26 protein-coding genes are annotated in these 26,219 nt (G+C 71.7%); 13 read left to right on the top strand and 13 right to left on the bottom strand.

All coding sequences use genetic code 11. The features are described 5' to 3' along the window. Positions 1 to 165 precede the first annotated feature (165 nt). Both BM419_RS18990 and BM419_RS18985 read left to right on the top strand, forming a co-directional pair. On the top strand, positions 166 to 579 hold the full coding sequence (locus tag BM419_RS18990; protein WP_091927354.1) for a Ros/MucR family transcriptional regulator: 414 nt from the start codon (positions 166 to 168) through the stop codon (positions 577 to 579). A gap of 110 nt (positions 580 to 689) precedes the next feature. After that, positions 690 to 1,448, top strand: coding sequence for a restriction endonuclease (locus BM419_RS18985; RefSeq protein WP_091927353.1), 759 nt, complete (start codon positions 690 to 692; stop codon positions 1,446 to 1,448). Between the two features lie 6 nt (positions 1,449 to 1,454). On the opposite strand, the gene BM419_RS18980 is transcribed toward BM419_RS18985, so the two are convergent. Together BM419_RS18980 and BM419_RS18975 are read right to left on the bottom strand one after the other, a co-directional pair. Next, entirely contained in the window at positions 1,455 to 2,096 is a 642-nt protein-coding gene (locus BM419_RS18980; protein ID WP_020093823.1) for a DedA family protein, read from the bottom strand. Positions 2,097 to 2,187: 91 nt separating this feature from the next. After that, positions 2,188 to 2,667 carry a peroxiredoxin gene (locus BM419_RS18975; RefSeq protein ID WP_020093824.1) on the bottom strand — a complete coding sequence of 160 codons (480 nt, stop codon included), beginning with the start codon at positions 2,665 to 2,667 and terminating at the stop codon, positions 2,188 to 2,190. Positions 2,668 to 3,027: 360 nt separating this feature from the next. Here BM419_RS18975 and BM419_RS18970 point away from each other — a divergent pair, with 360 nt between their 5' ends. After that, the gene (locus BM419_RS18970; RefSeq protein ID WP_091927352.1) at positions 3,028 to 3,669 is read left to right on the top strand and encodes a YqgE/AlgH family protein; all 642 of its coding nucleotides are present in this window, start codon (positions 3,028 to 3,030) and stop codon (positions 3,667 to 3,669) included. A gap of 152 nt (positions 3,670 to 3,821) precedes the next feature. Here the strand turns inward: BM419_RS18970 and BM419_RS18965 are convergent, their stop codons facing one another. After that, entirely contained in the window at positions 3,822 to 4,808 is a 987-nt protein-coding gene (locus BM419_RS18965; protein WP_091927351.1) for a hypothetical protein, read from the bottom strand. 392 nt (positions 4,809 to 5,200) lie between these two features. Between BM419_RS18965 and dnaK the strand changes: the two genes are divergently transcribed. From dnaK to BM419_RS18945, 4 genes are all read left to right on the top strand, one after another. Next, on the top strand, positions 5,201 to 7,117 hold the full coding sequence (gene dnaK / locus BM419_RS18960) for a molecular chaperone DnaK (protein ID WP_056523672.1): 1,917 nt from the start codon (positions 5,201 to 5,203) through the stop codon (positions 7,115 to 7,117). Positions 7,118 to 7,368: 251 nt separating this feature from the next. Further along, entirely contained in the window at positions 7,369 to 8,517 is a 1,149-nt protein-coding gene (gene dnaJ / locus BM419_RS18955) for a molecular chaperone DnaJ (protein WP_091927350.1), read from the top strand. Between the two features lie 139 nt (positions 8,518 to 8,656). Further along, on the top strand, positions 8,657 to 9,295 hold the full coding sequence (locus tag BM419_RS18950; RefSeq protein ID WP_020093830.1) for a class I SAM-dependent methyltransferase: 639 nt from the start codon (positions 8,657 to 8,659) through the stop codon (positions 9,293 to 9,295). A gap of 109 nt (positions 9,296 to 9,404) precedes the next feature. Then, entirely contained in the window at positions 9,405 to 9,722 is a 318-nt protein-coding gene (locus BM419_RS18945) for a hypothetical protein (protein ID WP_020093831.1), read from the top strand. A 52-nt stretch (positions 9,723 to 9,774) separates the two neighbouring features. Here BM419_RS18945 and deoA read toward each other — a convergent pair whose 3' ends face one another. The 8 genes from deoA to BM419_RS18905 all read right to left on the bottom strand — a co-directional run bounded on the left by deoA (position 9,775) and on the right by BM419_RS18905 (position 16,414). After that, positions 9,775 to 11,073 carry a thymidine phosphorylase gene (gene deoA / locus BM419_RS18940; RefSeq protein ID WP_091927349.1) on the bottom strand — a complete coding sequence of 433 codons (1,299 nt, stop codon included), beginning with the start codon at positions 11,071 to 11,073 and terminating at the stop codon, positions 9,775 to 9,777. A 2-nt stretch (positions 11,074 to 11,075) separates the two neighbouring features. Continuing rightward, positions 11,076 to 11,807, bottom strand: a complete 732-nt coding sequence (gene deoC / locus BM419_RS18935) for a deoxyribose-phosphate aldolase (protein WP_091927348.1) — start codon at positions 11,805 to 11,807, stop codon at positions 11,076 to 11,078. Further along, complete coding sequence (locus BM419_RS18930; protein ID WP_091927347.1) at positions 11,800 to 12,624, bottom strand: purine-nucleoside phosphorylase; 825 nt, start codon at positions 12,622 to 12,624, stop codon at positions 11,800 to 11,802. The genes deoC and BM419_RS18930 overlap by 8 nt, the downstream gene beginning before the upstream one ends. After that, the gene (locus tag BM419_RS18925; RefSeq protein ID WP_091927346.1) at positions 12,617 to 13,045 is read right to left on the bottom strand and encodes a cytidine deaminase; all 429 of its coding nucleotides are present in this window, start codon (positions 13,043 to 13,045) and stop codon (positions 12,617 to 12,619) included. Before BM419_RS18925 ends, BM419_RS18930 begins: the two co-directional genes overlap by 8 nt. A gap of 64 nt (positions 13,046 to 13,109) precedes the next feature. Beyond that, a complete protein-coding gene (locus BM419_RS18920) occupies positions 13,110 to 13,877 on the bottom strand; it encodes an anti-sigma factor (RefSeq protein WP_026605029.1) in 768 nt (255 codons plus the stop codon). Positions 13,878 to 13,978: 101 nt separating this feature from the next. Further along, positions 13,979 to 14,614 carry a sigma-70 family RNA polymerase sigma factor gene (locus tag BM419_RS18915; RefSeq protein WP_091927345.1) on the bottom strand — a complete coding sequence of 212 codons (636 nt, stop codon included), beginning with the start codon at positions 14,612 to 14,614 and terminating at the stop codon, positions 13,979 to 13,981. Positions 14,615 to 14,670: 56 nt separating this feature from the next. Then, positions 14,671 to 15,225, bottom strand: a complete 555-nt coding sequence (locus BM419_RS18910; RefSeq protein WP_091927344.1) for a glutathione peroxidase — start codon at positions 15,223 to 15,225, stop codon at positions 14,671 to 14,673. 61 nt (positions 15,226 to 15,286) lie between these two features. Then, positions 15,287 to 16,414, bottom strand: coding sequence for a patatin-like phospholipase family protein (locus tag BM419_RS18905; RefSeq protein ID WP_091927343.1), 1,128 nt, complete (start codon positions 16,412 to 16,414; stop codon positions 15,287 to 15,289). 384 nt (positions 16,415 to 16,798) lie between these two features. Between BM419_RS18905 and ispG the strand changes: the two genes are divergently transcribed. From ispG to BM419_RS18880, 6 genes are all read left to right on the top strand, one after another. Then, positions 16,799 to 18,124 (top strand): flavodoxin-dependent (E)-4-hydroxy-3-methylbut-2-enyl-diphosphate synthase, encoded by a 1,326-nt coding sequence (gene ispG, locus BM419_RS18900; protein ID WP_026605032.1) that lies wholly within the window; start codon positions 16,799 to 16,801, stop codon positions 18,122 to 18,124. A gap of 312 nt (positions 18,125 to 18,436) precedes the next feature. Then, complete coding sequence (locus tag BM419_RS18895; protein WP_056523636.1) at positions 18,437 to 20,455, top strand: potassium transporter Kup; 2,019 nt, start codon at positions 18,437 to 18,439, stop codon at positions 20,453 to 20,455. A gap of 200 nt (positions 20,456 to 20,655) precedes the next feature. Then, positions 20,656 to 20,805 carry a DUF6968 family protein gene (locus BM419_RS32435; RefSeq protein ID WP_020093843.1) on the top strand — a complete coding sequence of 50 codons (150 nt, stop codon included), beginning with the start codon at positions 20,656 to 20,658 and terminating at the stop codon, positions 20,803 to 20,805. A 424-nt stretch (positions 20,806 to 21,229) separates the two neighbouring features. Continuing rightward, positions 21,230 to 21,709 carry a (2Fe-2S)-binding protein gene (locus BM419_RS18890; protein WP_020093844.1) on the top strand — a complete coding sequence of 160 codons (480 nt, stop codon included), beginning with the start codon at positions 21,230 to 21,232 and terminating at the stop codon, positions 21,707 to 21,709. Next, the gene (locus BM419_RS18885) at positions 21,706 to 24,036 is read left to right on the top strand and encodes a xanthine dehydrogenase family protein molybdopterin-binding subunit (RefSeq protein WP_020093845.1); all 2,331 of its coding nucleotides are present in this window, start codon (positions 21,706 to 21,708) and stop codon (positions 24,034 to 24,036) included. The genes BM419_RS18890 and BM419_RS18885 overlap by 4 nt, the downstream gene beginning before the upstream one ends. Before the next feature lie 74 nt (positions 24,037 to 24,110). After that, positions 24,111 to 24,494, top strand: coding sequence for a hypothetical protein (locus BM419_RS18880; RefSeq protein WP_091927342.1), 384 nt, complete (start codon positions 24,111 to 24,113; stop codon positions 24,492 to 24,494). Between the two features lie 239 nt (positions 24,495 to 24,733). On the opposite strand, the gene BM419_RS18875 is transcribed toward BM419_RS18880, so the two are convergent. Then, positions 24,734 to 25,528 carry a DUF1194 domain-containing protein gene (locus BM419_RS18875; RefSeq protein ID WP_091927394.1) on the bottom strand — a complete coding sequence of 265 codons (795 nt, stop codon included), beginning with the start codon at positions 25,526 to 25,528 and terminating at the stop codon, positions 24,734 to 24,736. A 312-nt stretch (positions 25,529 to 25,840) separates the two neighbouring features. Then, positions 25,841 to 26,065, bottom strand: coding sequence for a hypothetical protein (locus BM419_RS18870; RefSeq protein ID WP_012320868.1), 225 nt, complete (start codon positions 26,063 to 26,065; stop codon positions 25,841 to 25,843). Between the last annotated feature and the right edge of the window lie 154 nt (positions 26,066 to 26,219).

Raw genomic sequence — 26,219 nt, 5'->3', positions numbered from 1 at the left:
CCATTTATCCACTCTAAGACGGCACTTGTGGGCATGTGTGGATTGGACTTGCTATTGAATTCACACCACCATAGTAACTGCCCATTAACTACCCTGTATCGGGTCGAGCAGAGACAGATCCCGGCCGGCGTCGGTGGCCGGCTGGGATCGATTGGAGGTTACGGGATGGACGCCACGGGTGAAGGGCAACCGGACTATCTCACGCTGTCCGTCGACATCGTGTCGGCCTTCGTGAGCAACAATCCGGTCCCCGCGCCGGAACTGCCCGGGCTGATCGCGGCCATCCACGCGACGCTGCACGGGCTCGCCGAGCCGTCCGCCCCGCCGGCGGAGCAGCTGCGGCCGGCCGTGCCGGTCCGGCGCTCGGTCCAGCCCGACTTCATCGTCTGCCTGGAGGACGGCAAGAAGTTCAAGTCGCTGAAGCGCCACCTGCGGACGCACTACAACCTGACGCCCGAGGAGTATCGGGGAAAGTGGGGCCTGCCGCCCGACTACCCGATGGTGGCGCCGAACTACGCCGCGGCGCGGTCCAGCCTCGCCAAGAGCATGGGCCTCGGCCACCAGCGCCGGAAGGGCTGACGGCGCGGCGCTCTCATCCGCGTCCGCGTCCACAGCTTTCGGAGGCGGGTTAGGCATCGGGCAAGCCGCGCTTGCGAGGGTCGGGGGCCCGTCAGCGCCCCCGAGACCCGATGCCCGGCAAGCCCAGCCTCGTCGCCCGCCTGTTCTGGACGGCCGTGATCGGCCTTCCCCTCGGGCTCTGGTACGGCCGGCCGGCGCTCGCCGCGACGGGACTCGCCCTCGCGCTCGTCCTGCTGCGGCATCTCGGGCGCCCGCGCCGGTTCCGGGCCCGGGTGCGCCGGATCGCCCGCGCCCATGCCGAGACGCTGGCGCTGCGGCGGCGGCAGGAGAGCTACACCGACCCCTACGGCAACCGGATCGAGGACGGCTGGCTGCGCGAGCGCGATTATTTCCTCGAGCGGACCGTCCTGCCGCAGCTCGGCCCGCGCTTCGCCGACCTCGCCGAGGCGGAGCACGCGCGGATGCTGGCGATCGTCGAGGCCGAGGCCGCCGCCGTCGCGCTCCCGGAGGAGGACGAGGCGCCCGGGGACGGGCTGGACTACGAGCGCTACTGCGCCGAGCGCCTGGTCCGGGCGGGCTGGCGGGCGCACCGGACGCCGGCGAGCGGCGACCAGGGCGCCGATATCGTGGCGGTGCGGGACGGGCTGCGCCTAGTCGTGCAGTGCAAGCGGCTGAGCAAGCCCGTGGGCAACGCCGCCGTGCAGGAAGCCGCCGCGGCCCTGCGCTACTGGGACGGGGACCGGGCCGCCGTGGTGTCGAACGCCGGCTTCACGCCGGCGGCGCGCCGGCTCGCCACGGCCACCGGCGTCCTCCTCCTGCACCACGACGCCCTCGAGGCGATCGAGGCGTTCGACCTCGCGGAGACGTGATGCCCGTCAGGCGAGCGGGCCGGGGATGGCGATCTCCGCCTCGTTGAGCAGGCGCGCCTCGTGGCGGCGCACGAACAGCCACAGGGCCAGGCCGCCGAACACCACCAGGGCGAGCAGGGTCAGGCCCACCGGGCCGACGATGTGCTCGATCTGGCGCCCGCAATAGTACGAGCCGATGCCCATGCTGCCGGCCCAGACGATGCCGCCGAGGGCGTTGAAGGCGAAGAAGCGGCGCGCGTCCAGGCGGTTGACCCCGGCGAGCAGGGCCGCGTAGGCGCGCAGCATCGCGGTGAAGCGGCCGAAGAACACGATCTTCCCGCCGTGCTGGCGGAACAGGTACTGGCCGAGCTTGAGCCGCCCGTGGTCGAGGGCGATGAGATGGCCGTAGCGGAGCAGCAGCGGCATGCCCCAGCGCCGCCCCGCCCAGTAGCCGACATTGTCGCCCAGGATCGCGGCCGTCGCCGCCGCGGCGATGACCAGGCCGATGTTCAGGTTCCCGGTGCTGCCGGCGTAGACGGCGGCCGAGATCAGCACCGTCTCGCCGGGGCACGGCACGCCGGCGCTCTCGAGGGTGATGATCACGAAGATCGCGATGTATCCGTAATTCGCGATCAGGTCGGCAATGGGCAGGTCGTTCAGGAAGGCCATGCGGTCCTCGGGCCGGTCTCCGGGCAGAGCCCGGCGACACAAGCGGACGGAACGTGGCCTTAAGAGGGCCGATCTGCGGCCAGCGGCGTCCTCAGAGGACCTTCAGCAGTGCCTCGGCGCCGGACGCCTCGGCCTTCGAGGGTGTCTCCTCGACGTTGAGGATCCGGACGACGCCGTCCTCGACCAGCATCGAGTAGCGCTTCGAGCGCATCCCGAGGCCGAAGCCGGTGCCGTCCATCTCCAGGCCGAGGGCCTTGGCGAAATCGGCGTTGCCGTCGGCGAGGAATTCCAGCCCCTCGGCGCCGCTCGCCTTCGACCACGCGTCGAGCACGAACACGTCGTTGACGCTCGTCACCGCGATGGCGTCGATACCGCGCCCGAGGATCTCGTCCCGGTGAGTGACGAAGCCCGGCAGGTGGTTGCGGTGGCAGCTGGGGGTGAACGCCCCCGGCACGCCGATCAGGACCACGCGCCGGCCCTTGAACACGTCGTCGGTGGTGCGCGCGATCGGGCCCTCGGGGCCGATCACCCGGAAGGTGGCCTGGGGCAGGTGGTCGCCGACCTGGATCATCGCGGGTCCCTCGTTGTCGCGCGCTGGGATGGCGCGCGTGAGCAGCGCGCCTGACCTAGCGTGGCAGGGGGTGCCTGTCGAGGATGCGGCCGGCTCCGGCTTGCAACGCCCTCACGGGCCGATCAGCTTGATGAAGGCCGCCCCGGCCCCGCAGAAGGGCGCGACATCCGCCATGACCAGCGAGCCTCAACGGTGACCGCGCCGGCCGCGACGCGGACCGACCCGGGTATTGTGGGACAGGGATTGAGACCCGCACAAGCTTGGGGGAGGCTTGCTGCGTCCCTTTTGCCCGCTGGACAACCGAGGGGCGCGGCGTAGCATGGACGCATGGCGCACCCTCCGCACCGCAGGCCCGATCCCATGTCGGCAGCGTCGTCGCAGGCCGAGAAGGCCGCGTCGCCGCTCCGGACGGAGCTGTCGGGCCCGCACTTCCTCGACGGGCAGTTCCTCGTCGCCATGCCCGGCATGGCCGACGAGCGCTTCGCCCGCTCGTTGATCTACATCTGCGCCCATTCCGCCGACGGGGCCATGGGCATCATCGTCAACAAGGCGGCGACCGACATCAGCATGCCGGACCTCCTGGTCCAGCTCGACGTCGCGCCCGAGGCGGACGCGATCCGCCTGCGCGAGCGGGTCGGCCACATGCCGGTCCTGATGGGCGGCCCGGTCGAGGGACGGCGCGGCTTCGTGCTCCACAGCGACGATTTCCACATCCAGCAGTCGACGCTGATCATCGACGACGGCATCTGCCTGACCGCGACCGTGGAGATCCTCCGCGCCATCGCCAGCGGCGAGGGCCCGGCCAGCGCCGTGCTGGCGCTCGGCTACGCCGGCTGGCAGGCGGGGCAGCTGGAGAGCGAGATCATGGCCAACGGCTGGCTCAACTGCCCGGCCGACCCGGCCCTGATCTTCAACGCCGACCTCGACGCCAAGTACGACCTCGCCCTGCGGGCGAACGGCATCGACCCGGCGATGCTGTCGATGACCGCCGGCCGGGCCTGAGCCGGGCGCGCTCGCCAGGGCGGCACGGCGTCTTCGCGAGCGCAGCGAAGCAGTCCAGGGCAGCGCGATGCTGGCCGGCGTAGCGTTCCTGGATTGCTTCGCTCCGCTCGCAACGACGGTTGCGCCGGGCCGCTGGCCGTCACCGGGCGGTCTTACTCCGGAACGGCGTCGCCGCCGCCGACCGCGTCCGGGTTCATGCCCTCGACCGCGGGCTTGGGCCGCGGCCGGCGGGGCGCCACGGAGGCGGTAGGCGTCGCCGTGTTGGCGCCGAGCCGGGTGGCCAGGGCCAGGGCGCGGTTCTCCGTCACCCGCAGATGGCAGAACCCGTGCGTGCCCTCGCGCGCGTAGGTGCGGCAGAGCTGCTCCCGGTCCGACGAGAACGCCGCCTGTTCGCTGACGATCGGCCGGACATCCTCGCGCCGGGCCCGCTGGGTCATCAGCTTGTAATTGTCCCGGACGGCCTTGTCGGCCACGCCGCGGGCGGTGTCGAACTCGCCGGCCCGCGGGATCAGGGTGGCGGCGCCCGGCCCCCAGAGGCCGACCGGCGTGGTCGCGCAATCCGCCGCCGAGAAGGTGCAGACCGGGCCCGAGCCCAGGCTCGAGACCAGGACGCCGCCGTCGGTCACGTCGAAGCGCAGCGGGCACTCGGCCCCGGCGGCCTCGAAGCGCGGCACGCCCTCGGGCTTGCCCTCGGCGGTGAGCGTCACCGGATTGCCGCCCGCGAGCGGCACCGTGCACGAATCCGCCGGCTGCGAGATCTTGGTCCCGGGCAACTTGATCCGCGCCGTGACGGCCGTGCCGGAGCGCTCGAGCTTCAGCGAGCCGGACAGGCCGTTGAGCTGCAGCTCCTGGCCGATCACGCCGTCCTCGGAGGGCGTCTTCAGCACGACCGGGCGGGCCGGCGCGGGGGCCGGCCGGGGCGCCTCGGGGGCCGCCGCGGGCGGGCCCGGCTCGCCCGGTGCCCCGGGCGCGGGCGCCGGCTCCGGCAGGCCGCGCGGCGGCACCGGCGGCCGCTCCGGCTTGATGCCGAACAGGCGCTCGAAGAAGTTCTGGGCCCGCGCGGGGGGCGCGGCGAGCATCTCGGGCGCCGCGACGGCGACCGCCAGGATCGGGAGCAGGAGGCTGCGGGTCGGGCGCATCGGACTCTACGACGGGGACACGAAGTGGCGGGGCCACGCGCAACCCCTTGTCGAAACGTTAACACGCCGTCGATGGCGCCGACGTGGCAGCGGAGCAACAAAATGCAGCCACGCCACCGGGCCGACGTCGGCCGTGCGGCGAGATCCTGCCGGAATGCCAAGGGGATGGCGCGGATTCGCGTGGCCGATCCCGCCGCGCAGGCTTCGCCTTGCGGGCCCGGAACGGGCTTCTTATATCGCCCTCGACGCGGGATTGCGCGCTGGGTTTCAGCCGTTCACGGCCCTTGATCCGGCCCGGGTCCCATACTCACATCACCCCCGACACCGCCATGGGCCGAGCTGCTTCGGGGCTCGGCGGTCTGCTTGAACGCGACACAAAGAGGGATCCCACCATGGGTAAAGTTATCGGCATCGACCTCGGCACCACCAATTCCTGCGTGGCCGTGATGGAAGGCACGCAGCCCAAGGTCATCGAGAATTCGGAAGGCGCGCGCACCACGCCGTCCATCGTCGCCTTCACGGACGACGGCGAGCGGCTCGTCGGCCAGCCGGCCAAGCGCCAGGCGGTCACGAACCCCGAGCGCACGTTCTTCGCCATCAAGCGGCTCATCGGCCGGACCTACGACGACCCGATGACCCAGAAGGACAAGGGCCTCGTGCCCTACAAGATCGCCCGCGGCGATAACGGCGACGCCTGGGTCGAGGCGGACGGCAAGAAGTACTCGCCCTCGCAGATCTCCGCCTTCACTCTGCAGAAGATGAAGGAGACCGCCGAGTCGCATCTCGGCCAGCCGGTCACGCAGGCGGTCATCACGGTCCCGGCCTACTTCAACGACGCCCAGCGTCAGGCCACCAAGGACGCCGGCAAGATCGCGGGCCTCGAGGTGCTGCGCATCATCAACGAGCCGACCGCGGCGGCGCTGGCCTACGGCCTTGACAAGAAGAAGTCCGGCACGATCGCGGTCTACGACCTCGGCGGCGGCACCTTCGACGTCTCCATCCTGGAGATCGGCGACGGCGTCTTCGAGGTGAAGTCGACGAACGGCGACACCTTCCTGGGCGGCGAGGACTTCGACAACCGGATCGTCGAGTACCTGACGGCCGAGTTCAAGAAGGAGCAGGGCATCGACCTGACCAAGGACAAGCTCGCCCTCCAGCGCCTCAAGGAGGCCGCCGAGAAGGCCAAGATCGAGCTGTCCTCGGCCACCCAGACCGAGATCAACCTGCCCTACATCACCGCCGACAACACCGGCCCGAAGCACCTCGCGCTGAAGCTCAGCCGCGCGAAGTTCGAGTCGCTCGTCGACGATCTGGTTCAGCGGACGATCGAGCCCTGCCGCAAGGCGCTCAAGGATGCCGGCGTGTCGGCCTCCGAGATCGACGAGGTGGTTCTGGTCGGCGGCATGATCCGCATGCCCAAGATCCAGGAGGTGGTGAAGGCCTTCTTCGGCAAGGAGCCCCACAAGGGCGTCAACCCGGACGAGGTCGTGGCCATCGGCGCCGCCGTTCAGGCGGGCGTGCTCCAGGGCGACGTCAAGGACGTGCTGCTGCTGGACGTGACCCCGCTGTCGCTCGGCATCGAGACGCTGGGCGGCGTGTTCACCCGGCTCATCGACCGCAACACCACGATCCCGACCAAGAAGTCCCAGACCTTCTCGACCGCCGAGGACAACCAGAACGCGGTCACGATCCGGGTCTTCCAGGGCGAGCGCGAGATGGCGGCCGACAACAAGCTGCTCGGCCAGTTCGACCTCGTCGGCATCCCACCGGCGCCCCGCGGCATGCCGCAGATCGAGGTGACCTTCGACATCGACGCCAACGGCATCGTCAACGTGACGGCCAAGGACAAGGCGACCAACAAGGAGCACCAGATCCGCATCCAGGCCTCGGGTGGCCTGTCGGACGCCGACATCGACCGGATGGTGAAGGACGCCGAGGCGAACGCCGAGGCCGACAAGAAGCGGCGCGAGCTCGTCGAGGTGAAGAACCAGGGCGAGAGCCTGATCCACGCCACCGAGAAGTCGGTGACCGAGTACGGCGACAAGGTCCCGGCCGCCGACAAGGGCGCGATCGAGACCGCGATGACCGCGCTCAAGACCGCGCTGGAGGGCGACGACGTCGAGACCATCAAGGCCCGGACCACGGACCTGATGCAGGCCTCGATGAAGCTCGGCGAGGCCATGTACGCCGCCAACCAGGCGGCCGGCCCGGATGCCGGTGCCGAGGCGGCGGCCTCCGAGAAGAAGGACGACGTCATCGACGCCGACTTCCAGGAGGTCGACGAGAAGGACCAGAAGAAGCGCGCCTGAGGCGCGGATCTGATACGACCGCGCGGGGCCGGAGCGATCCGGCCCCGCCTTTGCGTGAGAAGCGTATTCAGAAGCTCCGTCATGCCGGGCCTGCGGGGCCCGGAACCGGGAGCCGCCGGCCGATCGCGGATCCGCGTCGTCGGCGCCTCCGGTTTCCGGGCTCGTCGCGGCCTCCCGGAACGGCGGCGCGGTGGTAGAGAAGCGTCGCGGCCCGGGGTACGGGACGGGACGGGAAGGCACCTGAGGGCGGGATGTCGAAGCGGGACTACTACGAGATCCTGGGGGTCACCAAGACCGCCACGGAAGGCGAGATGAAGGTCGCCTTCCGCAAGCTCGCGATGACCTATCATCCCGACCGGAATCCCGGCGACAAGGACGCCGAGATCAAGTTCAAGGAAATCAACGAGGCCTATCAGTGCCTCTCCGACGGCCAGAAGCGCGCCGCCTACGACCGGTTCGGCCACGCGGCCTTCAGCCAGGGCGGTGCCGGCGGTCCCGGATTCGGCAACGAGTTCGGCGACTTCATGTCGGACATCTTCGACAATTTCTTCGGCGACGGCCGCGGGGCCGCCGGCGGTGGCCGCGGACGCGGCGGCACGCCGGGCCGCGAGCGCGGAGCCGACCTGCGCTACAACCTCGAGATCACCCTGGAGGAGGCGTTCACCGGCAAGGCCGAGACCATCAAGATCCCGACCTCGATCACCTGCGAGGTCTGCGACGGGTCCGGCGCGAAGCCCGGCTCGAAGCCGCGGACCTGCGCGACCTGCGCGGGCTACGGACGGGTCCGGGCGGCGCAGGGCTTCTTCGCCATCGAGCGGACCTGCCCCAACTGCCACGGCCGCGGCGAGATCGTCGACGACCCCTGCACCGCCTGCCAGGGCGCCGGGCGCGTCAACCGCGAGCGCACCCTCTCGATCAACGTGCCGGCGGGCGTCGATGACGGGCTGCGGATCCGGCTCGCCGGCGAGGGCGAGAGCGGGCTGCGCGGCGGGCCGGCGGGCGACCTCTACGTCTTCCTGTCGATCAAGCAGCACGAGTTCTTCCAGCGCGACGGCGCCGACCTGTTCTGCCGGGTGCCGATCTCGATGGTCACGGCCGCGCTCTCGGGCGAGATCACCGTGCCGGTGATCGACGGCTCGCAGACGCAGGTGCGCATCCCGGCGGGGACGCAGACCGCCAAGCAGTTCCGCATCAAGGGCAAGGGCATGCCGGTGCTGCGCTCGCGGGAGGTCGGCGACCTCTACATCCAGGTCTTCGTCGAGACCCCGCAGAACCTGACCAAGCGCCAGCGCGAGCTGCTCCAGGAGTTCGACCAGTCGGCCTCCCCGGAGAACCATCCGGAGTCCGCGGGCTTCTTCTCGAAGGTGCGGGACTTCTTCGGGGGCGCGGTCCGGCCGTGAGGCCGGATCCGAATCCCGGGAAGACCCGTTATGCAAGCGGCCGGCGTGGCTTGCATCCCCTAGGCGCGGCGCCGGCTTGACTGTAAGACAGCGCCGTCCCTAGCCATTCATTCTCATCCGGCATCAAGGAATCCAGGACTTGCCGCCGCTCCGCCGTCCCAACGCGAAGGCTCCTGCGGGCAGGAGCGCGATTTTCGGGCCGCGGCGCGACCCCCTCGAGGACGAGGCCCGATTCCTGCGGTCCTGGCTGGAGCGCCCCCTGGTCACGGGGGCCGTGACGCCCTCGGGCAAGATGCTCGCCCGGACCATGGCGGCCTACGTCGACCCGCGCCTCGAAGGGCCCGTGGTCGAGCTGGGCCCCGGCACCGGTCCTGTGACCGAGGCGCTGATCCGGCGCGGCGTCGCGCCGGAGCGGCTGATCCTCGTGGAGTTCAACCCCGATTTCTGCCGCCTCCTGACCCATCGCTTCCCGGGCGTGCGGGTCATCCAGGGCGACGCCTACAACATGCGCGCGAGCCTCCAGGACGTGCTGACGGAGCCCGCCGCCGCGACGATCTCGAGCCTGCCGCTGTTCACCAAGCCGCTGGAGCAGCGGCTCGACCTGCTCAACACCGCCCACGACCTGATGCGGCCGGGCGCGCCCTTCGTGCAGTTCACCTACGCGGTCGTTCCGCCGATCCCGGCCCGCTGCGAGGCCGGCAGCTACACCGCCGATCGCTCCAACCGGGTCTGGCTGAACCTGCCGCCGGCGCGGGTCTGGGTCTACCGCCGACCCTGACCTGAACACGGCCTGAGCGAACAGGTCACGTTTGCGTCAACTGGAAAGGCGCACACCTGGGACACGGCCGGACGCCACAGGGCGACCGGCGTGGATCAGGAGAACGCCGATGTTCACCAAGACCGCACGGACCCGTTTGGCCGCCGCCCTGGCCTTCGGCGGACTCGCCTTCGCGGCGCCGGCCATGGCCGCGCCCCTCGGCCGCGATGCCGGCCTGCAGGCGGAAGCCGGCGACGTCCAGACCGTCCAGTACGGCTACGGCTACGGGCACCGCCACGGCGGCTGGGGTCACCGCGGCTACGGCCCGCGCCATCACCACCACGGTTGGGGCCGGGGCCACCATCACGGCTGGGGGCACCGCGGCTTCGGCCCGCGTCACCATCACCACGGCGGCTGGGGCCATCGCCACGGCTACGGCCGCTGGTAAGGGCTCCGAGCCCGCCGCGCCCGGCCACGGCTCCGTGATGGCCGGGCGCCCGCTAGCCGGCGCCCACCCGCTCGAGGACGGGCGGGCGCTCCGGCGGCGCGTCGCCCATCCGGTAGGCCGCCCGCAGCGCGGCCTCCGCCCGGTCCGCGGCGGCCTCGTCGGCCGCGTGGACGATCCCGAGCAGCCCGCCGGACGCTCCGGGACCGGCGAGATCCGTGAAGCCGACCCGCGGGTCGACCGGATCCTCCGGCCGCGTGCGGCCGCCGCCCAGCCCGATCACCGCTAGGCCCAGCGCCCGCGTCGCGATCCCCGCGACGGTCCCGTCCTGACGGACCGCCCGGCGCACCGGCGCGGCGGGCAGGTGCGCCTCCGGCCGCTCGAGGAGATCGCCCGGTCCGCCGAGCGCCGCGACCATGCGGCCGAAGCCCTCGGCCGCCCGGCCCGAGGCGAGGGCCTGCTCCAGCCGCTCCGCGGCGCTGTCGCGGTCCGGCGCCAGGCCGCCGACGACCAGCATCTCGGCGCCCAGCGCCACCGTGACCGCGTGGAAGCGCGGCTCGCGGCGCGCGCCCGTCAGGTAGTCGAGCGCGTAGGCGACCTCGACGGCGTTGCCGGCCGCGCTGGCGAGCGGCGCGTCCATGTCGGTGATCAGCGCGGCGGTGTGCAGGCCGGCCCCCTCCGCAACCGTGACGATGCTCTGGGCCAGCGCCCGCGCCTCAGGCACGCCCGCCATGAAGGCGCCGGAGCCCTGCTTGACGTCCATCACGAGCCCGTCGAGCCCGGCGGCGAGCTTCTTCGACAGGATCGAGGCGGTGATCAGGTCGCGGGACTCGACCGTGCCGGTGACGTCGCGGATCGCGTAGAGGCGCCGGTCCGCGGGCGCGAGTTCGGCGGTCTGGCCGATGATGGCGCAGCCGACCTCCGCGACGACCCGGCGGAACGCGTCGAGCCCGGGCGTGGCGTCGTAGCCCGGGATGCTGCCGAGCTTGTCCAGCGTCCCGCCGGTATGGCCGAGGCCGCGCCCCGAGATCATCGGAACGTAGCCGCCGCAGGCCGCGACCATCGGGGCGAGCGGCAGGCTCACCGCGTCGCCGATGCCGCCGGTGGAGTGCTTGTCGAGGACGGGCCCGGGCAGGTCCCAGGCGAGGGTCCGGCCCGACTCCGCCATCGCGCGGGTGAGCGCCACCCGCTCCGGCAGCGACAGGCCGCGGAAGAACACCGCCATGGCGAAGGCCGCCGCCTGCCCCTCCCCGACCGTGCCGTCGGTGAGGCCGCGGATGAAGGCCCCGATCTCGTCGGGATCGAGGGGCTGGCCGTCGCGCTTGGCCCGGATCGTCTCCTGAGGCAGCCGCACGCTCACAGCGTCCGTGCCCGCATCAGGGTCTCGAACAGGCTGCTCGCCCCGAGCCGGAAGGTTCTCGGGCTCACCCAGCCGGGACCCATCAACCGGTCGGCGAGGTCGAGGTAGGTGGCGGCGTCGGCGACGCTGCGCAGGCCGCCGGAGACCTTCAGGCCCGCGGCGCGGCCGCCGGCGCGGATCTCGGCCAGCATCGCCTCGGCGGCTTCCGGGGTCGCCGAGACCGGGCTCTTGCCCGTGGAGGTCTTCAGGAAGTCGGCGCCCGCCTCCAGGGCGATCCGGCTGGCCTCCCGGATCCGCTCCGGCTCGGCGAGCGCGCCCGTCTCCAGGATCACCTTCAGGGTCGCGGATCCGCAGGTGTCGCGCACGGCCTCGACCATGTCGCGGGCGACCGCCGTCTCGCCCCGCAGCAGCGCGCCGTAGGGCAGGACGAGGTCGATCTCGTCGGCGCCGTCGCGCAGCGCCTCGGCGGTGTCGTCGGTGGCGCGGGCGCAGTCCTCGCCGCCCGCGGGGAAGTTGATGACCGTGGCGATCCGGATCCCGGTGCCCGCGAGCGCCCGCGCGCCCTGCGCGACGAAGCGCGGCCAGACGCAGATCGCCGCGACGCCGCCGCGCTTCGCGTCCCGGCAGAGGACGTCGATCCGGGTCTCGGTGCAGGTCTCACCGAGATCGGTGAGGTCGAGGAGCGGCAGGGCCCGGCGTGCGACCGCGCCGGCTTCGGGGTCAGTCATCGGCTGTCTCTCCGTCGGGCAGGCCGGCCACGAACGCCCGGACCAAGCGGCCGAGATCCTCCGCGGCCCGGGCCGCGACTTCCTTCGTCTCCGCGTGGTGCGGCGCGCCGCCGGCGATGCCGGCCGCGAGGTTCGTCACCACCGAGACCGCCGCCACCGGCAGGTCGAGGAACCGGGCGAGGATCACCTCCGGCACGGTGGACATGCCCACGAGGTCGGCGCCCAGGATGCCGGCCATCCGCACCTCCGCGGGCGTCTCGAAGCTCGGGCCCGAGAACCACGCGTAGACCCCCTCCCCCAGGGGCACGCCGCAGGTCTCGGCCGCCGCGCGGAGCCGCGCCCGCAGATGCGGGTCGTAGGCCTCGGTCATCGGCACGAACCGGGCGTCGCTGGCCTCGCCGATCAGCGGGTTCAGGCCGGAGAGGTTGATGTGGTCGGCGAGCAGCACGAGGCAGCCGGGCCCGGTCGCGGGCCGCAGCGATCCGGAGGCGTTGGTGAGGAGCAGGCGGCGGGCGCCGAGGTGCCGGGCGCAGGCGAGCGGCACCCGCATCGCCGCCGGGTCACCGCGCTCGTAGGCGTGGGCCCGCCCCTCGAAGATCAGGACCGGCCGCCCGGCGAGGCGGCCGCGATGCAGCCGGCCGCCGTGGCCGCTGACGCCGGGTCCGGGAAATCCGGGGATCGCCGTGTAGTCGACGGCGCTCGCGTCCGTGAGGGCCGCCGCGATCCCGCCGAGGCCGGTGCCGGTCACCACCGCGCAGGCGTAAGGACCCGCGAAGCCGGCGGCGCGCAGGGCGTCGCGGGCGGCCGCCTCACTCACCGAGCGTCTCCGGGCCGAAGGATTCCGGCAGCAGCTCCGCCAGCGTGAAGGTGCGGGCGACCCCGCCCGGACCGGCAGCGTGGATCGGGGTGTCCGGCCGGGCGAATTCGCGGATGCGCTGGCGGCAGGCGCCGCAGGGCGTCACCAGGCCGTTGCCGTCGCCGCAGACCAGGATCGCCGCGATGCGCCGGCCGCCGGTCGCCACCATGGCGGCGATCGCCCCGGCCTCCGCGCAGGTTCCGACCGGGTAGGCGGCGTTCTCGACGTTGCACCCGGCGTGGATCGCGCCGCGCTCGTCGCGCAGCGCGGCCCCGACAGGGAAGCGGGAATAGGGCGCGTGCGCGTGCGCGCGCACCGCGCGCGCCGCCTCGAACAGGGCTGCGAGCCCGTCATCGTCCCGTGCTGGATCCGCGGCCTGCATGGCCGATCTTTGGCACCCGCCGGGGCGCCCTGTCGAGGCCCCGGGCGAGGGTCCGACGCGGCGCTCAGCGGGTCGCCGGACCGGCGCCGAGGAGACTCGCCGCCTGACGGAGGTCCGCGTCGCTGCGCGGACCGCTCAGGGCGTAGGCGGTGTCGCCCGCGTTCCACGAGACGACGTCGCCGTCGTCCGAGCCGGTGATGAGCGTCGTCGGTCCGCCGCGGATGCCGCGGGTGGCGAACAGCGACGCCTCGCCGAAGCGCTCGGTCTCGAGGGCGACCTCGATCCCGGTGCCGTGCCGGGCGGGGAAGACCTGGATGTCGCGCACCCGCCAGCCGTCGGGCAGGGCCGGCAGGTCGATGCCGGTCGCCGAGCGGAGGCGCGCCCGGTCGTAGACCGGATCGTCGGCCTGGCCACCGATGCTCTTGCGCAGCTGCGCCACGACCCGGGCCTGCCGCGCGTCGGCGATCAGGGCCGGATCCGGGGTCGCCGCCAGGGTGTCGGGAACGCCGAAGCGGCCGATCTCGTCGTGGGCCAGCCAGCCCGCGCCCACGAGCACCGCGATCGCGGCGGCCCGCTTCAGGCGCGAGGCGACGCGGCGCCAGCGCAGGTTCCGGTCGAAGCGGCGCGCCAGGACCATGTTCCGGTCCGGCCCGGGCCCCGGAACGCGCTCGAAGCAGGCCCTAAGAGCGTCGCGATCGTGCATCTCGGCCATCACCCGGGCCGCGGCCTCGGGATTGGCCGCGAGGTGCGCCTCGACGTCGAGACGGCGCATCGGGTCGATCTGGCCGTCGACGAAGGCGATGAGATCGTCGTCTGTGATCGGATCGATCATCGTGAAGTCCTCGAATCCAGCGTGCCCGGAGGCGATCCGCCGGTCGCAATCGTCAGTCGGCACCGGCGCCCGCGGGTGCCGGTCCTTCATCAGCTCCGTGCTCAGCTCTCTCCGACGGCGCGTCGCAGAGGCCAGGCGGACCTTTCCCGCGGCTCGTCGGACACGACGAGCCGGAGGGTGGAGGGCGGTCCGCGCCGCGTCTCGGGTGTCTTGGCGGGCTCCGCCTCGTCGGAGCCGCGGTCGGTCCGCGTCCCCTCCTCGAAGGCCCGCAGGGCCGCCCGGCCGCGGCCGAGACGGGACATCAGCGTGCCGATTGGGATGCCGAGGACAGCCGCCGCGTCGGCGTAGGCCATGCCTTCCAGGGTGACGAGGTGGAGCGCGGCGCGCTGCTCCTCCGGAAGCTTGAGGAAGGCCTGCCGGATCTGGGCGAGGCGCACCTGACCCTCCTGGGCCGGCGGCGCCATGTCCTCGGACATCCGGACCAGCGTGTCGGCGTGCCGCGCCTCCACCTGCCGGCGGCGCTGCTCGTCGATGAAGGCGTTGTGCAGCACCGTCATCATCCAGGTGCGCAAATTGGTGTTCGGCCGGAGCGAGCCCTGCATCTCCAGGGCCCGCACCAGCGTGTCGTGCACGAGGTCATCGGCCCGCAGCGTGTCGCGGGTGAGCGATCGCGCGTAGCGCCGCAGGGGCACCAGCAGGTCGAGGAGGTCCGGGCGCTTGTTCTTGTCCGATGCCATGATGTGTGAACGCGGGGGCCGCGCGTTTAATCCCGCCTGCCGGCCCGGCGTCGCGGTCAGGCCTGGTCGAGGGTGGCGGCGATCCCCGAGATCACCCGCGGATCGGTCGGCTCGACCTGCGTGGCGAAGGCCGCCGCGAGGGTGCCGTCGCGGGCGATCAGGTATTTGTGAAAGTTCCAGCGCGGCGTCTCGGCGGGGCGCTCGGCCGCCGCCCAGCGGTAGAACGGGTGGGCGCCCGGCATCTTCACGCGGGTCTTGGCCGTGAGCGGGAAAGTGACGCCGTGATTCCTCCGCGCCGCCTCCGCGATGGCCGGGCCGTCCAGGGGTTCCTGGTTGCCGAAATCCGGCGACGGCACGCCCAGCACGATGAGCCCGCGATCGCCGAACCGCGTCCAGAGCGTCTGCAGCCCGGTGAGCTGCCCGGCATAGCCGCAAGCTGTCGCGGTGTTGACCACGAGGATCGGCTTTCCCGCGTAGGCGGAGAGCGGCATCGGCGCGCCCTCGGGCGTCTCGAAGGTGAAGTCCGTGGCCCGCGCGGCCTCGGCGGCGCGGGCGGTGCCGGCGAGGCCGGCACCGATCAGGATGAGAGCCTCGCGGCGCAGCAGGGTCATGTCAGATCTCCGGCTCGGACCGCCCACGGCCCCGATGGGCCGGGTCGGACGCGGGATTACCTCACTGATATGCCTGCTGCAGGTCGACCGTACAGTCTCGGCCGACTGCGTCATAATTCTCGGCGAGCCAGGCCTGCGCGGCGGCGCGGCCCTTGTCGCGCAGGCGCTTGAACACGGTCCAGCGCGCGTCGAGCTTGGAGGCGGCGTTGTAATCCTCAAGGGCGTCGGTGCCGTCGATCCGGTGCACGAGGACCCGGCGGTACTGGCCCTGGCCGAGGGTGCCCTCCTCGATCAGCCCGTCGAGGAAGTCGATCGCCCGCAATTCCCGCATCAGATTCGCGTTGAAGGTGATCTCGTTGAGCCGGTCGCGGATCTCCGCCTCCGTGCGCGGGGTCTCGCGCCGCTCCACGGGGTTGATCTGCACGAGCAGGATGTCGCGGGTCTGGGCACCGCGGTGCAGGGGGTAGAGCGGCGGGTTGCCGAGGTAGCCGCCGTCCCAGTAGGGCACACCGTCGATCTCCACCGCCTGGAAGACCGTGGGCAGGCAGGCCGAGGCCATCAGGTGGTCGACGGTCAGGCGCTCGCGCTCGAACACCGCGAGCTTGCCGGTCCAGACGTTGGTCGCCGACACGAACAGGCCCGCCGTGTCGGCCTCGCGGAGGCGGTCGAAATCGACCTGCTCGGCGAGCGCCTTGCGCAGCGGATTGATGTTGAGCGGGTTCGACACGTAGGGGCTCGGCGCCAGCATCTTGGCCCAGAACTCGGCCACCGGGTTGCCTTTCCACAGGCTGAACAGGCCGCTCACGAGGTTGCGCTGGGCCGGCCCCAGGTCGCCGTCGAGGCTGACCTCGCGCCAGAACCGCTCCAGACCCTCGCGGGCCCCGTCCGGGCCGCCCTTCAGCCAGCCATCCACCAGGACGACGGCGTTCATCGCCCCGGCGCTCGCCCCCGTCACCGCCTCGAAGCCGAGGCGGCCGTCCTCGATGAGCGCGTCGAGCACGCCCCAGGTGAAGGCGCCGTGCGCGCCGCCGCCCTGGAGGGCGAGCGCCACCGGCTTCTCGAACTTGGGCCCGGCGAGCGCGGGGCCCGGCACCTGCGCCGGCTGCGCCTCGATCGCGTCGGTGACGGGCGATTCGGGAACGGCGGTGGCGGGGTTGTGCGGCTCGGCGCCACCGAATTGCTCGCTCATGTCGGCCTCCTGATCCACCACACAGATGGGATGCTGCGATGCAGCATCAACCGTGCGACGGGATCGCGGCGGGGTGCCCGCCCCACGCCGGCACCTGTCCCGGCCCGAGCGAATCGGCAACAGAGTCCGACGAAAACCGGCTGGCGGCGGCGGCGGGTGCCTCCGGGACGTGCAGGAAACTCGACATCCGCGCCCGGATACGACATGACAGCCGCGATGCTGTCCTGCGCGATGCTGCCCCGCGCGGCGCCGGGTTGACGCGGCGCCGGGTCGTCCGCAGCTAACCCGCGGCAGCCCCGAAGTTCCGGCGAGGCGTGTCCCCGGGACCGGCCCGGCAGCCGTCACGGCTCCGGCACCCGCGAGGCGCGCCCGCGAAAGTCCACGATGGAAGTCATGGAAGCCACCCGTTCCGAGAACCCCGCCGACAACCCGCTGGCCGGCGGCGGACCGGAGATCGCCGGCCCCGCTCCGCGCCACCGCACCGTCGGCGTCACGGTCGGCGAGGGCGAGGGCGCGGTCACCGTCGGCGGCGGCGCCCCGATCGTCGTCCAGTCGATGACCAACACCGACACGGCCGACATCGACGCCACCGTGGCGCAGGTCGCCCAGCTCGCCCGGGTCGGCTCGGAGCTAGTGCGCATCACGGTCGACCGCGACGAGGCGGCGGCCGCGGTGCCGAAGATCCGCGAGCGCCTCGACCGGATCGGCGTCCACGTGCCGCTGGTGGGCGACTTCCACTACATCGGCCACAAGCTGCTCGCCGACCATCCGGCCTGCGCGGAGGCGCTTGCCAAGTACCGGATCAACCCCGGCAACGTCGGCTTCAAGGACAAGAAGGACACGCAGTTCTCGGCGATCATCGAGCAGGCGATCAAGCACAACAAGACCGTGCGGATCGGCGCCAACTGGGGCTCGCTGGACGGCGAGCTGCTCACTCACCTGATGGACGAGAACGCCAAGGCGCCGCGGCCGATCGACGCCCGGGCGGTGATGCGCGAGGCGATGGTCCGCTCGGCGATCAGCTCGGCCGACCGCGCCGTGGAGCTCGGCCTGCCGCAGAACAAGATCATCCTCTCGGCCAAGGTCTCGGCTGTGCAGGACCTGATCGCCGTCTACCGCGAGGTGGCGCGCCGCTCGGACTACGCCATCCATCTCGGCCTCACCGAGGCCGGCATGGGATCGAAGGGTCTCGTGGCCGCCTCGGCCGCCATCGGCGTGCTGCTCCAGGAAGGGATCGGCGACACGATCCGGTACTCGCTGACCCCCGAGCCCGGCGGCGACCGGACCGTCGAGGTCAAGGCCAGCCAGGAACTCCTGCAGACCATGGGGTTCCGCACCTTCGTGCCGATGGTGGCGGCCTGCCCGGGTTGCGGCCGCACGACCTCGACCACGTTCCAGGAACTCGCCCGCGATATCCAGAACTGGATCGTCACCTCCATGCCGGAGTGGAAGAAGACCTATCCGGGCGTCGAGGGGCTGAACGTGGCCGTGATGGGCTGCATCGTGAACGGCCCGGGCGAATCGAAGCACGCCGATATCGGCATCTCGCTGCCCGGCACCGGCGAGACCCCGACCGCGCCGGTCTTCATCGATGGCAAGAAGGCGATGACGCTCCGCGGCCCGACGCTGGCCAAGGACTTCGAGACGATCGTGATCGACTACATCGAGCGCCGATTCGGCCAGGGCGGGAACCGCACCGCCGCCGAGTGACGGGCGGGCCGACGCGCAGGTCCCGCGAGACGGAGACCGCGTCGCCTCCCGCCGTCGCTCCGGGGCGCCGCGCGTCCGGTTAACGTTGGCGGCGTGGCCCGCCGTGCCGAGACCCAGCTCCGCGTTCTTCGCGGGTGCACACGGTTTCCGGGCGCACGAGGGCATGATAGCAAGGCCGCACGATCCCGCGAGCGGTCGGCCCGGTGGCCGGCCCGCACGGTTCGGCGGAGTCTTCGCGTTTTCTGCCCGGCCCCGACTGGCCCCTGAGCCGAACCGCGAAGCGCCGGCCACGCCCGAGCTTCCGACATCCGCATGAGCCAAACCTTCGCACCCGGCGTAGCCCCCCAGCCCGCGCCCGCAGCCCCCGACGCCGCGCGCGCGGCCGCCCAGGCCGCCGACGAGACCGGCGCCCCGGCGCCGACGCACGGGCCGGCCACCGCCGGCAGCCTCGACGCCCCCGAGAAGGCCGAGACCCAGCACGGCCATGCCGGGTTCTGGACGCTGCTGGTCGGCTCCGTCGGCGTCGTCTACGGCGATATCGGCACCAGCCCGCTCTACGCGTTCCGCGAGGCCCTGGTCCCGGCCCGGACCGACGGCATCCTGCTGCCCGAGGAGGTGATCGGCACCGTGTCGCTGATCCTCTGGGCCCTCTTCATGATCGTGACGGTCAAGTACGTCGCGATCCTGCTGCGCATGGACAACAACGGCGAGGGCGGCATCCTCTCGCTGATGGCGCTGGCCCGGAAGGCGCTCGGCGGCTCGCGCATCGTGTTCATGCTGGGGCTCCTCGGCGCCTCGCTGTTCTACGGCGACGCGGTGATCACGCCGGCGATCTCGGTCCTCTCGGCGGTGGAGGGCCTGAAGCTCGTCACGCCCGCCCTCGACGAGTACGTCCTGCCGATCACCGTGGTGATCATCGTCGCGCTGTTCCTCGTGCAGAACCGCGGGACCGGGAAGGTGGCGGCCTTCTTCGGGCCGGTGACCGTCGTGTGGTTCCTCGCCATGGCGCTCGCGGCGCTGCCGCACATCACCCTGCACCCGGAGGTGTTCCGCGCGCTCAATCCCTGGCACGCCGTGCACTACCTGCTCGGCCACGGCAGCGGCGCGCTGATCGCCCTGGGGGCGGTGTTCCTGGCGGTGACCGGGGCCGAGGCCCTGTTCGCCGATCTCGGCCATTTCGGCCGCAAGCCGATCCAGGTGGCCTGGATCTGCCTCGTCTTCCCGGCGCTCGCCCTCAACTATCTCGGGCAGGCGGCCCTGGTGCTGGAGAAGCCCGACACGGCCGATCCGTTCTTCCAGCTCGTGCCCGCCTGGGGCCTGCTGCCGATGGTGGTGCTCGCCACGATCGCCACCGTGGTGGCGAGCCAGGCGGTGATCACCGGCGCCTTCTCGCTGTCCCGGCAGGCGATCCAGCTCGGCCTGCTGCCGCGGCTGGAGATCCGCCACACCTCCGAGTCGCATGCCGGCCAGATCTACCTGCCGCAGATCAACGCCCTCCTGATGTTCGGCGTCGTGCTGCTCGCCGTGCTGTTCAAGACCTCGTCGTCGCTGGCCTCGGCCTACGGCATCGCGGTGACCGGCACGATGCTGCTCACCGCCTCGCTGACCTTCCTGGTGATGTGGCGCATGTGGAAGTGGTCGCCCGTGGCGGCCGCGGCCGTGATGCTGCCCTTCATCGTCCTCGAGTTCCTGTTCCTGCTCTCCAACCTGATCAAGGTCGTGGAGGGCGGCTACGTACCCCTGCTGCTCGCGGGCGGCCTCATCATCCTGATGTGGACCTGGGTGCGCGGGGTAACGATCCTGTTCAACAAGACCCGCAAGACCGACGTGCCGCTGGTCGAGCTGGTCGGCATGCTGGAGAAGAGCCCGCCCCACCACGTGCGCGGCACTGCGGTGTTCCTGACGAGCGATCCCGAGATCGCCCCGGCGGCGCTCCTGCACAACCTCAAGCACAACAAGGTGCTGCACGAGAAGAACGTGATCCTCACCGTCGAGACGGTGGACACGCCGCGCTCGAACGAGGCCGACAAGGTGCGGATCGAGCCGGTGGGCCCGCATTTCTACAAGGTCGTGATGAAGTTCGGCTACATGGAGACGCCGAACATCCCGAAGACGCTGGTGCTGCTGCGCCGCCAGGGCTTCAAGTTCGACATCATGGCGACGTCGTTCTTCCTGTCGCGCCGCTCGATCCGGCCGGCGGCGCATTCGGGCATGCCGCTCTGGCAGGATCGGATCTTCATCACCCTCGCCAAGAACGCCAACGACGCCACGGACTTCTTCCAGATCCCGACCGGGCGCGTGGTGGAGGTCGGGACGCAGGTGACGGTCTGAGGGCCGCGCCGCCATGGTCATCGGCGCGCGCGTCCTGATGATCCGGGCTCCGGACGGCGATGTCCCTGTCCCGGTCCGGCTCCGCGCGCCGGAATACGCGGACGGGAACTGGATCTGTCGCTACACGATCGGTTGGCCCGAGCAGCCGCGAGACAAGTTTCGGAGCCGGCGCGGACGCGCTGCAGGCGCTCCATCTGGCGATGCAGAAGATCGGTCTCGATCTGTACGTCAGCGCGGCCAATAAGGCCGGCGTCCTGATATGGGAGAAGCCCGGTGACGGGTACGGCTTCCCTATCCCGAAGAACGGCCGCGATCTTCTGGTCGGCGCCGACACGACTTTCGAGGGCTGAGCTGCCGGCCCGACGGAGCTCGACAGCGGGCGCCTGTCATCGCGCGCAGCGAAGCGTCCCAACCCGAGGTGCAGCGCTGGGGCGCCAAGCGGAGCGATGTGCGTCGCTCCGCCCGCGGCCACGGCGCGCGGCGAACCGGACCGCCTGACCGAATCGACCCGCCCGCGTCCCCGTGTCGATGGTCACCCATGTGCGCCGCCGCACGCGGCATGCCCCGGGCGCAGAGGCTCGGGGATGACCGGCCGCGTCCCCGCGTTGCGCCCACCCCGCCACGTGCCTTAGAATATTTATTATTCTGAGCTTGAGCGTTCGCCCCGCGGCCTGTCCGCACCGGGGAACGTGAGCCGGCTAAGCCGGCCGAGGCCCCCGGCCCGGCTCGGACCCGACTGATCGCCGCTCCGGCGCCGCCAGACAGGACGCAACGATGATCAAACTCACCGTGAACGGGGCTGCGCGCAGCTTCGACGGCGACCCCGACATGCCGCTGCTGTGGTACCTGCGGGACGAGCTCGGGCTCACCGGCACCAAGTTCGGCTGCGGCGTGTCGCTCTGCGGGGCCTGCACCATCCATCTCGGCGGCGCGGCGACCCGCGCCTGCATCACGCCGGTCTCGGCGGCCGCCGGCCAGGAGGTCGTGACCATTGAGGGTCTGTCGCCGGACGGCAACCATCCCGTGCAGGTGGCGTGGCGCGACCAGAACGTCGCCCAGTGCGGCTTCTGCCAGTGCGGCCAGATCATGCAGGCGGCCGCCCTCCTCAAGGACACGCCGAAGCCCACCGACGACGACATCGACACCACGATGAGCGGCAACATCTGCCGCTGCGGCACCTACCCGCGCATCCGCGCCGCGATCCATCAGGCCGCCGGCCAGACGGCTCCCGCCAGCAAGGGAGAGCGCCTGTGATTCACGACGCCAAGCTCACCGCTGAGCGCGCCGCCGGCACCACGCCGGCCCTCGACAACGTCAGCCGCCGCGGCATCCTCGGCGGCGCCGGCGCCCTGGTTCTGGCCCTCTCGCTGCGCCCGGCCCGGGCCGACGAGACCCAGACCAAGGAGCAGAAGGAGCAGAAGTTCGGCGCCGACGGCATGCCGCACGGCTGGCGCGACGACCCGAAGGTCTTCGTCGCCATCGCGCCGGACGGCACCGTCACGGTGACCAATCACCGCTCCGACATGGGCCAGGGCATCCGCACCTCTGTGGCCTTCACGGTCGCCGACGAGCTGGAGGCCGACTGGGCGAAGGTGAAGGTCGTCCAGGCCTGGGGCGACGAGACCCGCTTCGGCAACCAGGACACGGATGGTTCGCGCTCGACCCGCCACTTCTTCCAGCACTTCCGCCACGCCGGCGCCGCCGCGCGGCTGATGCTGATCCAGGCGGCGGCCAAGCAGTGGGGCGTGCCGGCCTCCGAGGTGACGGCCGTCAACCACACGCTGACCCACGCCAAGTCGGGCCGCACCCTCGGCTACGGCGCGGTCGCCAAGGCCGCCGCCGAGCTGCCGGTGCCCACCGACGTCAAGCTGAAGGATCCCAAGGACTTCCGCTACATTGGCACCGGCAAGATCGGTCTGATCGACAATTTCGACATCACCACCGGCAAGGCGGTCTACGGCCTCGACACCAAGCTCGACGGGATGCTGTACGCGGTCGTCGCGCGCCCGGCCGTCTACGGCGGCACGGTGAAGTCCTTCGACGACAGCGAGGCCAAGAAGGTCCCGGGCGTCGTGAAGATCTTCAAGATCGACGCCACCCCGATCCCCTCGGAGTTCATGCCGCTCGGCGGCGTCGCCGTGGTGGCCAAGAACACCTGGGCAGCCCTGAAGGCCCGGGACGCGCTCAAGATCACCTGGGACGACGGCCCGAACGCCGGCTACGATACCGACGCGTTCCGCAAGGAGCTGGAGGCCGCCGCGCGCAAGCCCGGCAAGGTCGTGCGCACGCAGGGCGACGTCGACGGCGCCATGGCCAAGGCCAAGACCAAGGTCCAGGCCGAGTACTTCGTGCCGCACCTCGCCCAGGCCCCCATGGAGCCCCCGGCGGCGGTAGCCCGGGTGAAGGATGGGTTCTGCGAGGCCTGGGCCTGCGTCCAGGGTCCGCAGGCCGCCAACGACCGCCTGATGAAGGCGCTCAAGCTGCCCGACGACAAGGTCAAGGTGAACGTCACGCTGCTCGGCGGCGGGTTCGGGCGCAAGTCGAAGCCCGATTACGTGGTCGAGGCGGCGCTCTGCTCGCAGGCCGTCGACGGCGCGCCGGTGAAGCTCGCCTGGACCCGTGAGGACGACCTCCACCACGGCTTCTACCACACGATCTCGGTGGAGCGGCTGGAGGCCGGCCTCGACGACAAGGGCATGCCGGTGGCGTGGCTGCACCGCTCGGTGGCGCCGACGATCGGCTCGATCTTCGCGCCCGACCCGAAGCACGAGCTGCCGTTCGAGCTCGGGATGGGGTTGGTCAACACGCCGCTCGACATCCCGAACATGCGGCTGGAGAACCCCGAGGCCGCCGCGCATGCCCGCATCGGCTGGTTCCGCTCGGTGTCGAACATCCCGCACGCCTTCGCGATCCAGTCCTTCGTGTCGGAGTTGGCGCACGCCGCCGGCCGCGAGCCGAAGGAGTACCTGCTCGCGCTCATCGGACCGGATCGCAAGATCAGCCCGACCGAGATCGGCGACGTCTGGAACTACGGCGAGGACCCGAAGCGCTACCCGATCGAGACCGGCCGCCTGCGCGGCGTGATCGAGGCGGCCGCCAAGGGCGCGGGCTGGGGTCGCCAGATGCCGAAGGGCACCGGCCTCGGCATCGCCGGCCACTACAGCTTCGTCACCTACACGGCGGTGGCGGCCGAGGTGGAGGTCGACGACAAGGGCCAGGTCCAGGTGAAGGCGATCGACATCGCGGTCGATTGCGGCCCGCAGGTGAACCCGGAGCGCATCCGCTCGCAGATGGAGGGCGCCGTGGTCATGGGGATGGGGCTCGCCCTCACCTCCGAGATCACCTTCAAGCAGGGCCGGGCGGTCCAGAACAACTTCGACGGCTACGAGGTCCTCCGGATCGACGCCGCCCCGAAGGCGGTCCGCGTGCACTTGGTGCCGACCGGCCGCTGGGACGGTCCGCTCGGCGGCGTCGGCGAGCCCGGCGTGCCGCCGGTTGCGCCGGCCATCGCCAACGCGATCTTCGCGGCCACCGGCCGGCGGGTCCGGCAATTGCCGATCCGCGATCAGCTGAGCGCCTGAACCGTCACCCGTCGCGAGGCGTTGGGGCCGTGGGGAAACCCGCGGCCCCATTCTCTTGGAAAGTACTCGACCCGATGATGCGTCCCGCCCTGACGGCCTGCCTGACCCTGATCCTGACGGCGGCCCCCGCCCTCGCCTCGCCCTGCGGTGACCGGATCGAGGGCATCTCCAAGCGGGTCCAGTCCGAGCTGACCCAGTCGATCTCCGCCTCGACCAGCGGCCAGGGTAACGCCGCCAAGCGCGGCGGCGAGGGTGTCACCGGGACGGAGGGCCAACGGGCGAACGAGTCGCCGCAGGCGCCGCCGGAGAAGTCGGCCCAGGCCGGCCAGGGCGCGGACGCCGCCCAGCAGGCGAAGGTCGCCCTGGAAGAGGCGCGCACGGCGGATCAGAAGGGCGACGCGCAGGCGTGCGAGGCGGCGCTCACCCGCGCCGAGCAGCAGCTGAAGAAGGCACCCTGAGGGGCTGATACGCTTTCCGGTTATCCGCTTCTGTCCCACCGTCTTTGCGAGCGGAGCGAAGCAACCAGGGTCACGCCAAGCCTTCCGAGGTCGCGCTGCCCTGAGTCGCTTCGCTCATGATGACGGAGCGCGTAATACCCCAGCCTCCGTCAGGTCCGCGCCGGCCCGTCACGGTTGGCTCGGGGCCGGCCGCGAGCGCAAAATTCGATCCGCGTGACGTACGTCCGGGGAGAGCCCCGTCACCGCCCCAGCGCGCTGATCTCGATCACGAATTTCCGCCGCAGCGCCCGCGAGAAGTCGCCGTAGCCGGCGGCCGCCAGCAGGAAGGCGCCCGGGCCTCCGATGACGTGGGCGCGGTACCACTGCTCCAGGCCCGTGCGCGCCTGCGGCAGCGGCGTCGGGAGCAGGCCGTAGCCGGGCGCCCGGTAGGCCCCGGCCCCGACCACGTCGTTCTCGCCCGGCACCAGGATCGGCAGGCCGTTGACCGTCGCGCCGGTGTCGAGCAGCGACCGGTGCGCCTCCGCGAGGCTGTCGGCGTCGGTGCAGTTGTCGATCCCGTCGCCGGAGACGTCGACCACCACGCGCTCGGCCGGGACCGGGAGCGCCGGGAGCACGGCGGCGGTCACGGTGCGGAACATCTGGCCGAGGCAGGTGAACTCGCCCGCCTGCCGCGGCGTCGCCCGCACCAGGGCCGCGGCCGCCGCGGCATCGGCCCGGCCGGCGATCCGCCGCCAGCCGACCGCGAGGGTCGCCCGGTCGGCCCAGGTCACCATCGCGAACAGGATCCCGCCCGGATTGCCGGTGATCGCGCCGAGGACCGACGGATCCTCCAGGGCCTCGGCGATGCCCTCCATCTGCAGCCGGAAGCGCGCCTCGTCGACGGATTGCGACACGTCCACGGAGACGACCAGCGCGGTGGCGACGCTCTCGGGCGCGGCCTGAACGGGCTCGGGTGTGGCGGGCGCGAGCCCGAGGAGCAGCAGGACGGCGCCCCGCAGGACGCCGCGGCGGATCCGTCGCGAACCCGTCCGCATCATCGGCCTCGGCGCTCCCGGAAGGCGCGGCCCTGCGGCCGTCGCGCATCCGTTAGGCCACGTTTCGGCGTCGCGCGAAACCGGCCTTTCGGGGGGCCCGCCGCGCGGACCCACCCGTCGGACCGACGCGCCGCGGGGCAGGCCCGGATGCGCGTCGGCAGGGTGTGGTTCGGGCGCGAAGCCCGGCCCCGGTGAGGAAGGTTCGCTCCGGCGGCGGTGGCCCGCTCATCTCGGAGGTTGCCCGTCCTCCGGCCCCGTCCCTGGGCCGGCCGCGGGTCGTCGAGGGCGGCCTCGGCCGCCCCGGAAGCTGCCTCAGGCCGCCGCGGCGGCGAGGGCGTGCGGGTTGCCGTTCAGGCCGGCGCAGAGATCGTCGATCTCGGCGAGGTCCAGCGCCTCGCCGGCCCGGCCGGCGATGGTGTCGATCAGGTGATCTTGACGGGGGTCGAACGGATGACCCTGCATCCGGTAGAACTGGTAATAGCGCAGTGCCGCCAGGACGGTGTCACGCTCGCGGTCGGTTACGGTGAAGTGCTGCATGGGTAGTTGCTTCCCCTTGTGGCTTCAACGAACGCTCGGGTAGGCCGCGACGCCGATCCCGAGCTTGACTGTTGTAACCCGTGGGCAACTGCCCGACCAGTTCTTGACAGCTCGCGCCGATGTGATTCGCGTCATTTAAGATTTTGATCCTGGC

Origin of the sequence: Methylobacterium sp. yr668, assembly GCF_900116245.1 — a bacterium.
Classification (GTDB): Bacteria; Pseudomonadota; Alphaproteobacteria; order Rhizobiales; family Beijerinckiaceae; genus Methylobacterium.
This window is presented reverse-complemented; position numbering and strand designations above follow the sequence as displayed.

What these genes read in the sequence shown, in the direction of transcription:
- BM419_RS18990 (WP_091927354.1), top strand. Translation starts at nt 166, where the DNA reads ATGGACGCCACGGGTGAAGGGCAACCGGACTATCTCACGCTGTCCGTC.
- BM419_RS18985 (WP_091927353.1), top strand. Translation starts at nt 690, where the DNA reads ATGCCCGGCAAGCCCAGCCTCGTCGCCCGCCTGTTCTGGACGGCCGTG.
- BM419_RS18980 (WP_020093823.1), bottom strand. Translation starts at nt 2,096, where the DNA reads ATGGCCTTCCTGAACGACCTGCCCATTGCCGACCTGATCGCGAATTAC.
- BM419_RS18975 (WP_020093824.1), bottom strand. Translation starts at nt 2,667, where the DNA reads ATGATCCAGGTCGGCGACCACCTGCCCCAGGCCACCTTCCGGGTGATC.
- BM419_RS18970 (WP_091927352.1), top strand. Translation starts at nt 3,028, where the DNA reads ATGTCGGCAGCGTCGTCGCAGGCCGAGAAGGCCGCGTCGCCGCTCCGG.
- BM419_RS18965 (WP_091927351.1), bottom strand. Translation starts at nt 4,808, where the DNA reads ATGCGCCCGACCCGCAGCCTCCTGCTCCCGATCCTGGCGGTCGCCGTC.
- dnaK (WP_056523672.1), top strand. Translation starts at nt 5,201, where the DNA reads ATGGGTAAAGTTATCGGCATCGACCTCGGCACCACCAATTCCTGCGTG.
- dnaJ (WP_091927350.1), top strand. Translation starts at nt 7,369, where the DNA reads ATGTCGAAGCGGGACTACTACGAGATCCTGGGGGTCACCAAGACCGCC.
- BM419_RS18945 (WP_020093831.1), top strand. Translation starts at nt 9,405, where the DNA reads ATGTTCACCAAGACCGCACGGACCCGTTTGGCCGCCGCCCTGGCCTTC.
- deoC (WP_091927348.1), bottom strand. Translation starts at nt 11,807, where the DNA reads ATGACTGACCCCGAAGCCGGCGCGGTCGCACGCCGGGCCCTGCCGCTC.
- BM419_RS18925 (WP_091927346.1), bottom strand. Translation starts at nt 13,045, where the DNA reads ATGCAGGCCGCGGATCCAGCACGGGACGATGACGGGCTCGCAGCCCTG.
- BM419_RS18920 (WP_026605029.1), bottom strand. Translation starts at nt 13,877, where the DNA reads ATGATCGATCCGATCACAGACGACGATCTCATCGCCTTCGTCGACGGC.
- BM419_RS18915 (WP_091927345.1), bottom strand. Translation starts at nt 14,614, where the DNA reads ATGGCATCGGACAAGAACAAGCGCCCGGACCTCCTCGACCTGCTGGTG.
- BM419_RS18910 (WP_091927344.1), bottom strand. Translation starts at nt 15,225, where the DNA reads ATGACCCTGCTGCGCCGCGAGGCTCTCATCCTGATCGGTGCCGGCCTC.
- BM419_RS18905 (WP_091927343.1), bottom strand. Translation starts at nt 16,414, where the DNA reads ATGAGCGAGCAATTCGGTGGCGCCGAGCCGCACAACCCCGCCACCGCC.
- ispG (WP_026605032.1), top strand. Translation starts at nt 16,799, where the DNA reads ATGGAAGTCATGGAAGCCACCCGTTCCGAGAACCCCGCCGACAACCCG.
- BM419_RS18895 (WP_056523636.1), top strand. Translation starts at nt 18,437, where the DNA reads ATGAGCCAAACCTTCGCACCCGGCGTAGCCCCCCAGCCCGCGCCCGCA.
- BM419_RS32435 (WP_020093843.1), top strand. Translation starts at nt 20,656, where the DNA reads ATGCAGAAGATCGGTCTCGATCTGTACGTCAGCGCGGCCAATAAGGCC.
- BM419_RS18890 (WP_020093844.1), top strand. Translation starts at nt 21,230, where the DNA reads ATGATCAAACTCACCGTGAACGGGGCTGCGCGCAGCTTCGACGGCGAC.
- BM419_RS18880 (WP_091927342.1), top strand. Translation starts at nt 24,111, where the DNA reads ATGATGCGTCCCGCCCTGACGGCCTGCCTGACCCTGATCCTGACGGCG.
- BM419_RS18875 (WP_091927394.1), bottom strand. Translation starts at nt 25,528, where the DNA reads ATGCGGACGGGTTCGCGACGGATCCGCCGCGGCGTCCTGCGGGGCGCC.
- BM419_RS18870 (WP_012320868.1), bottom strand. Translation starts at nt 26,065, where the DNA reads ATGCAGCACTTCACCGTAACCGACCGCGAGCGTGACACCGTCCTGGCG.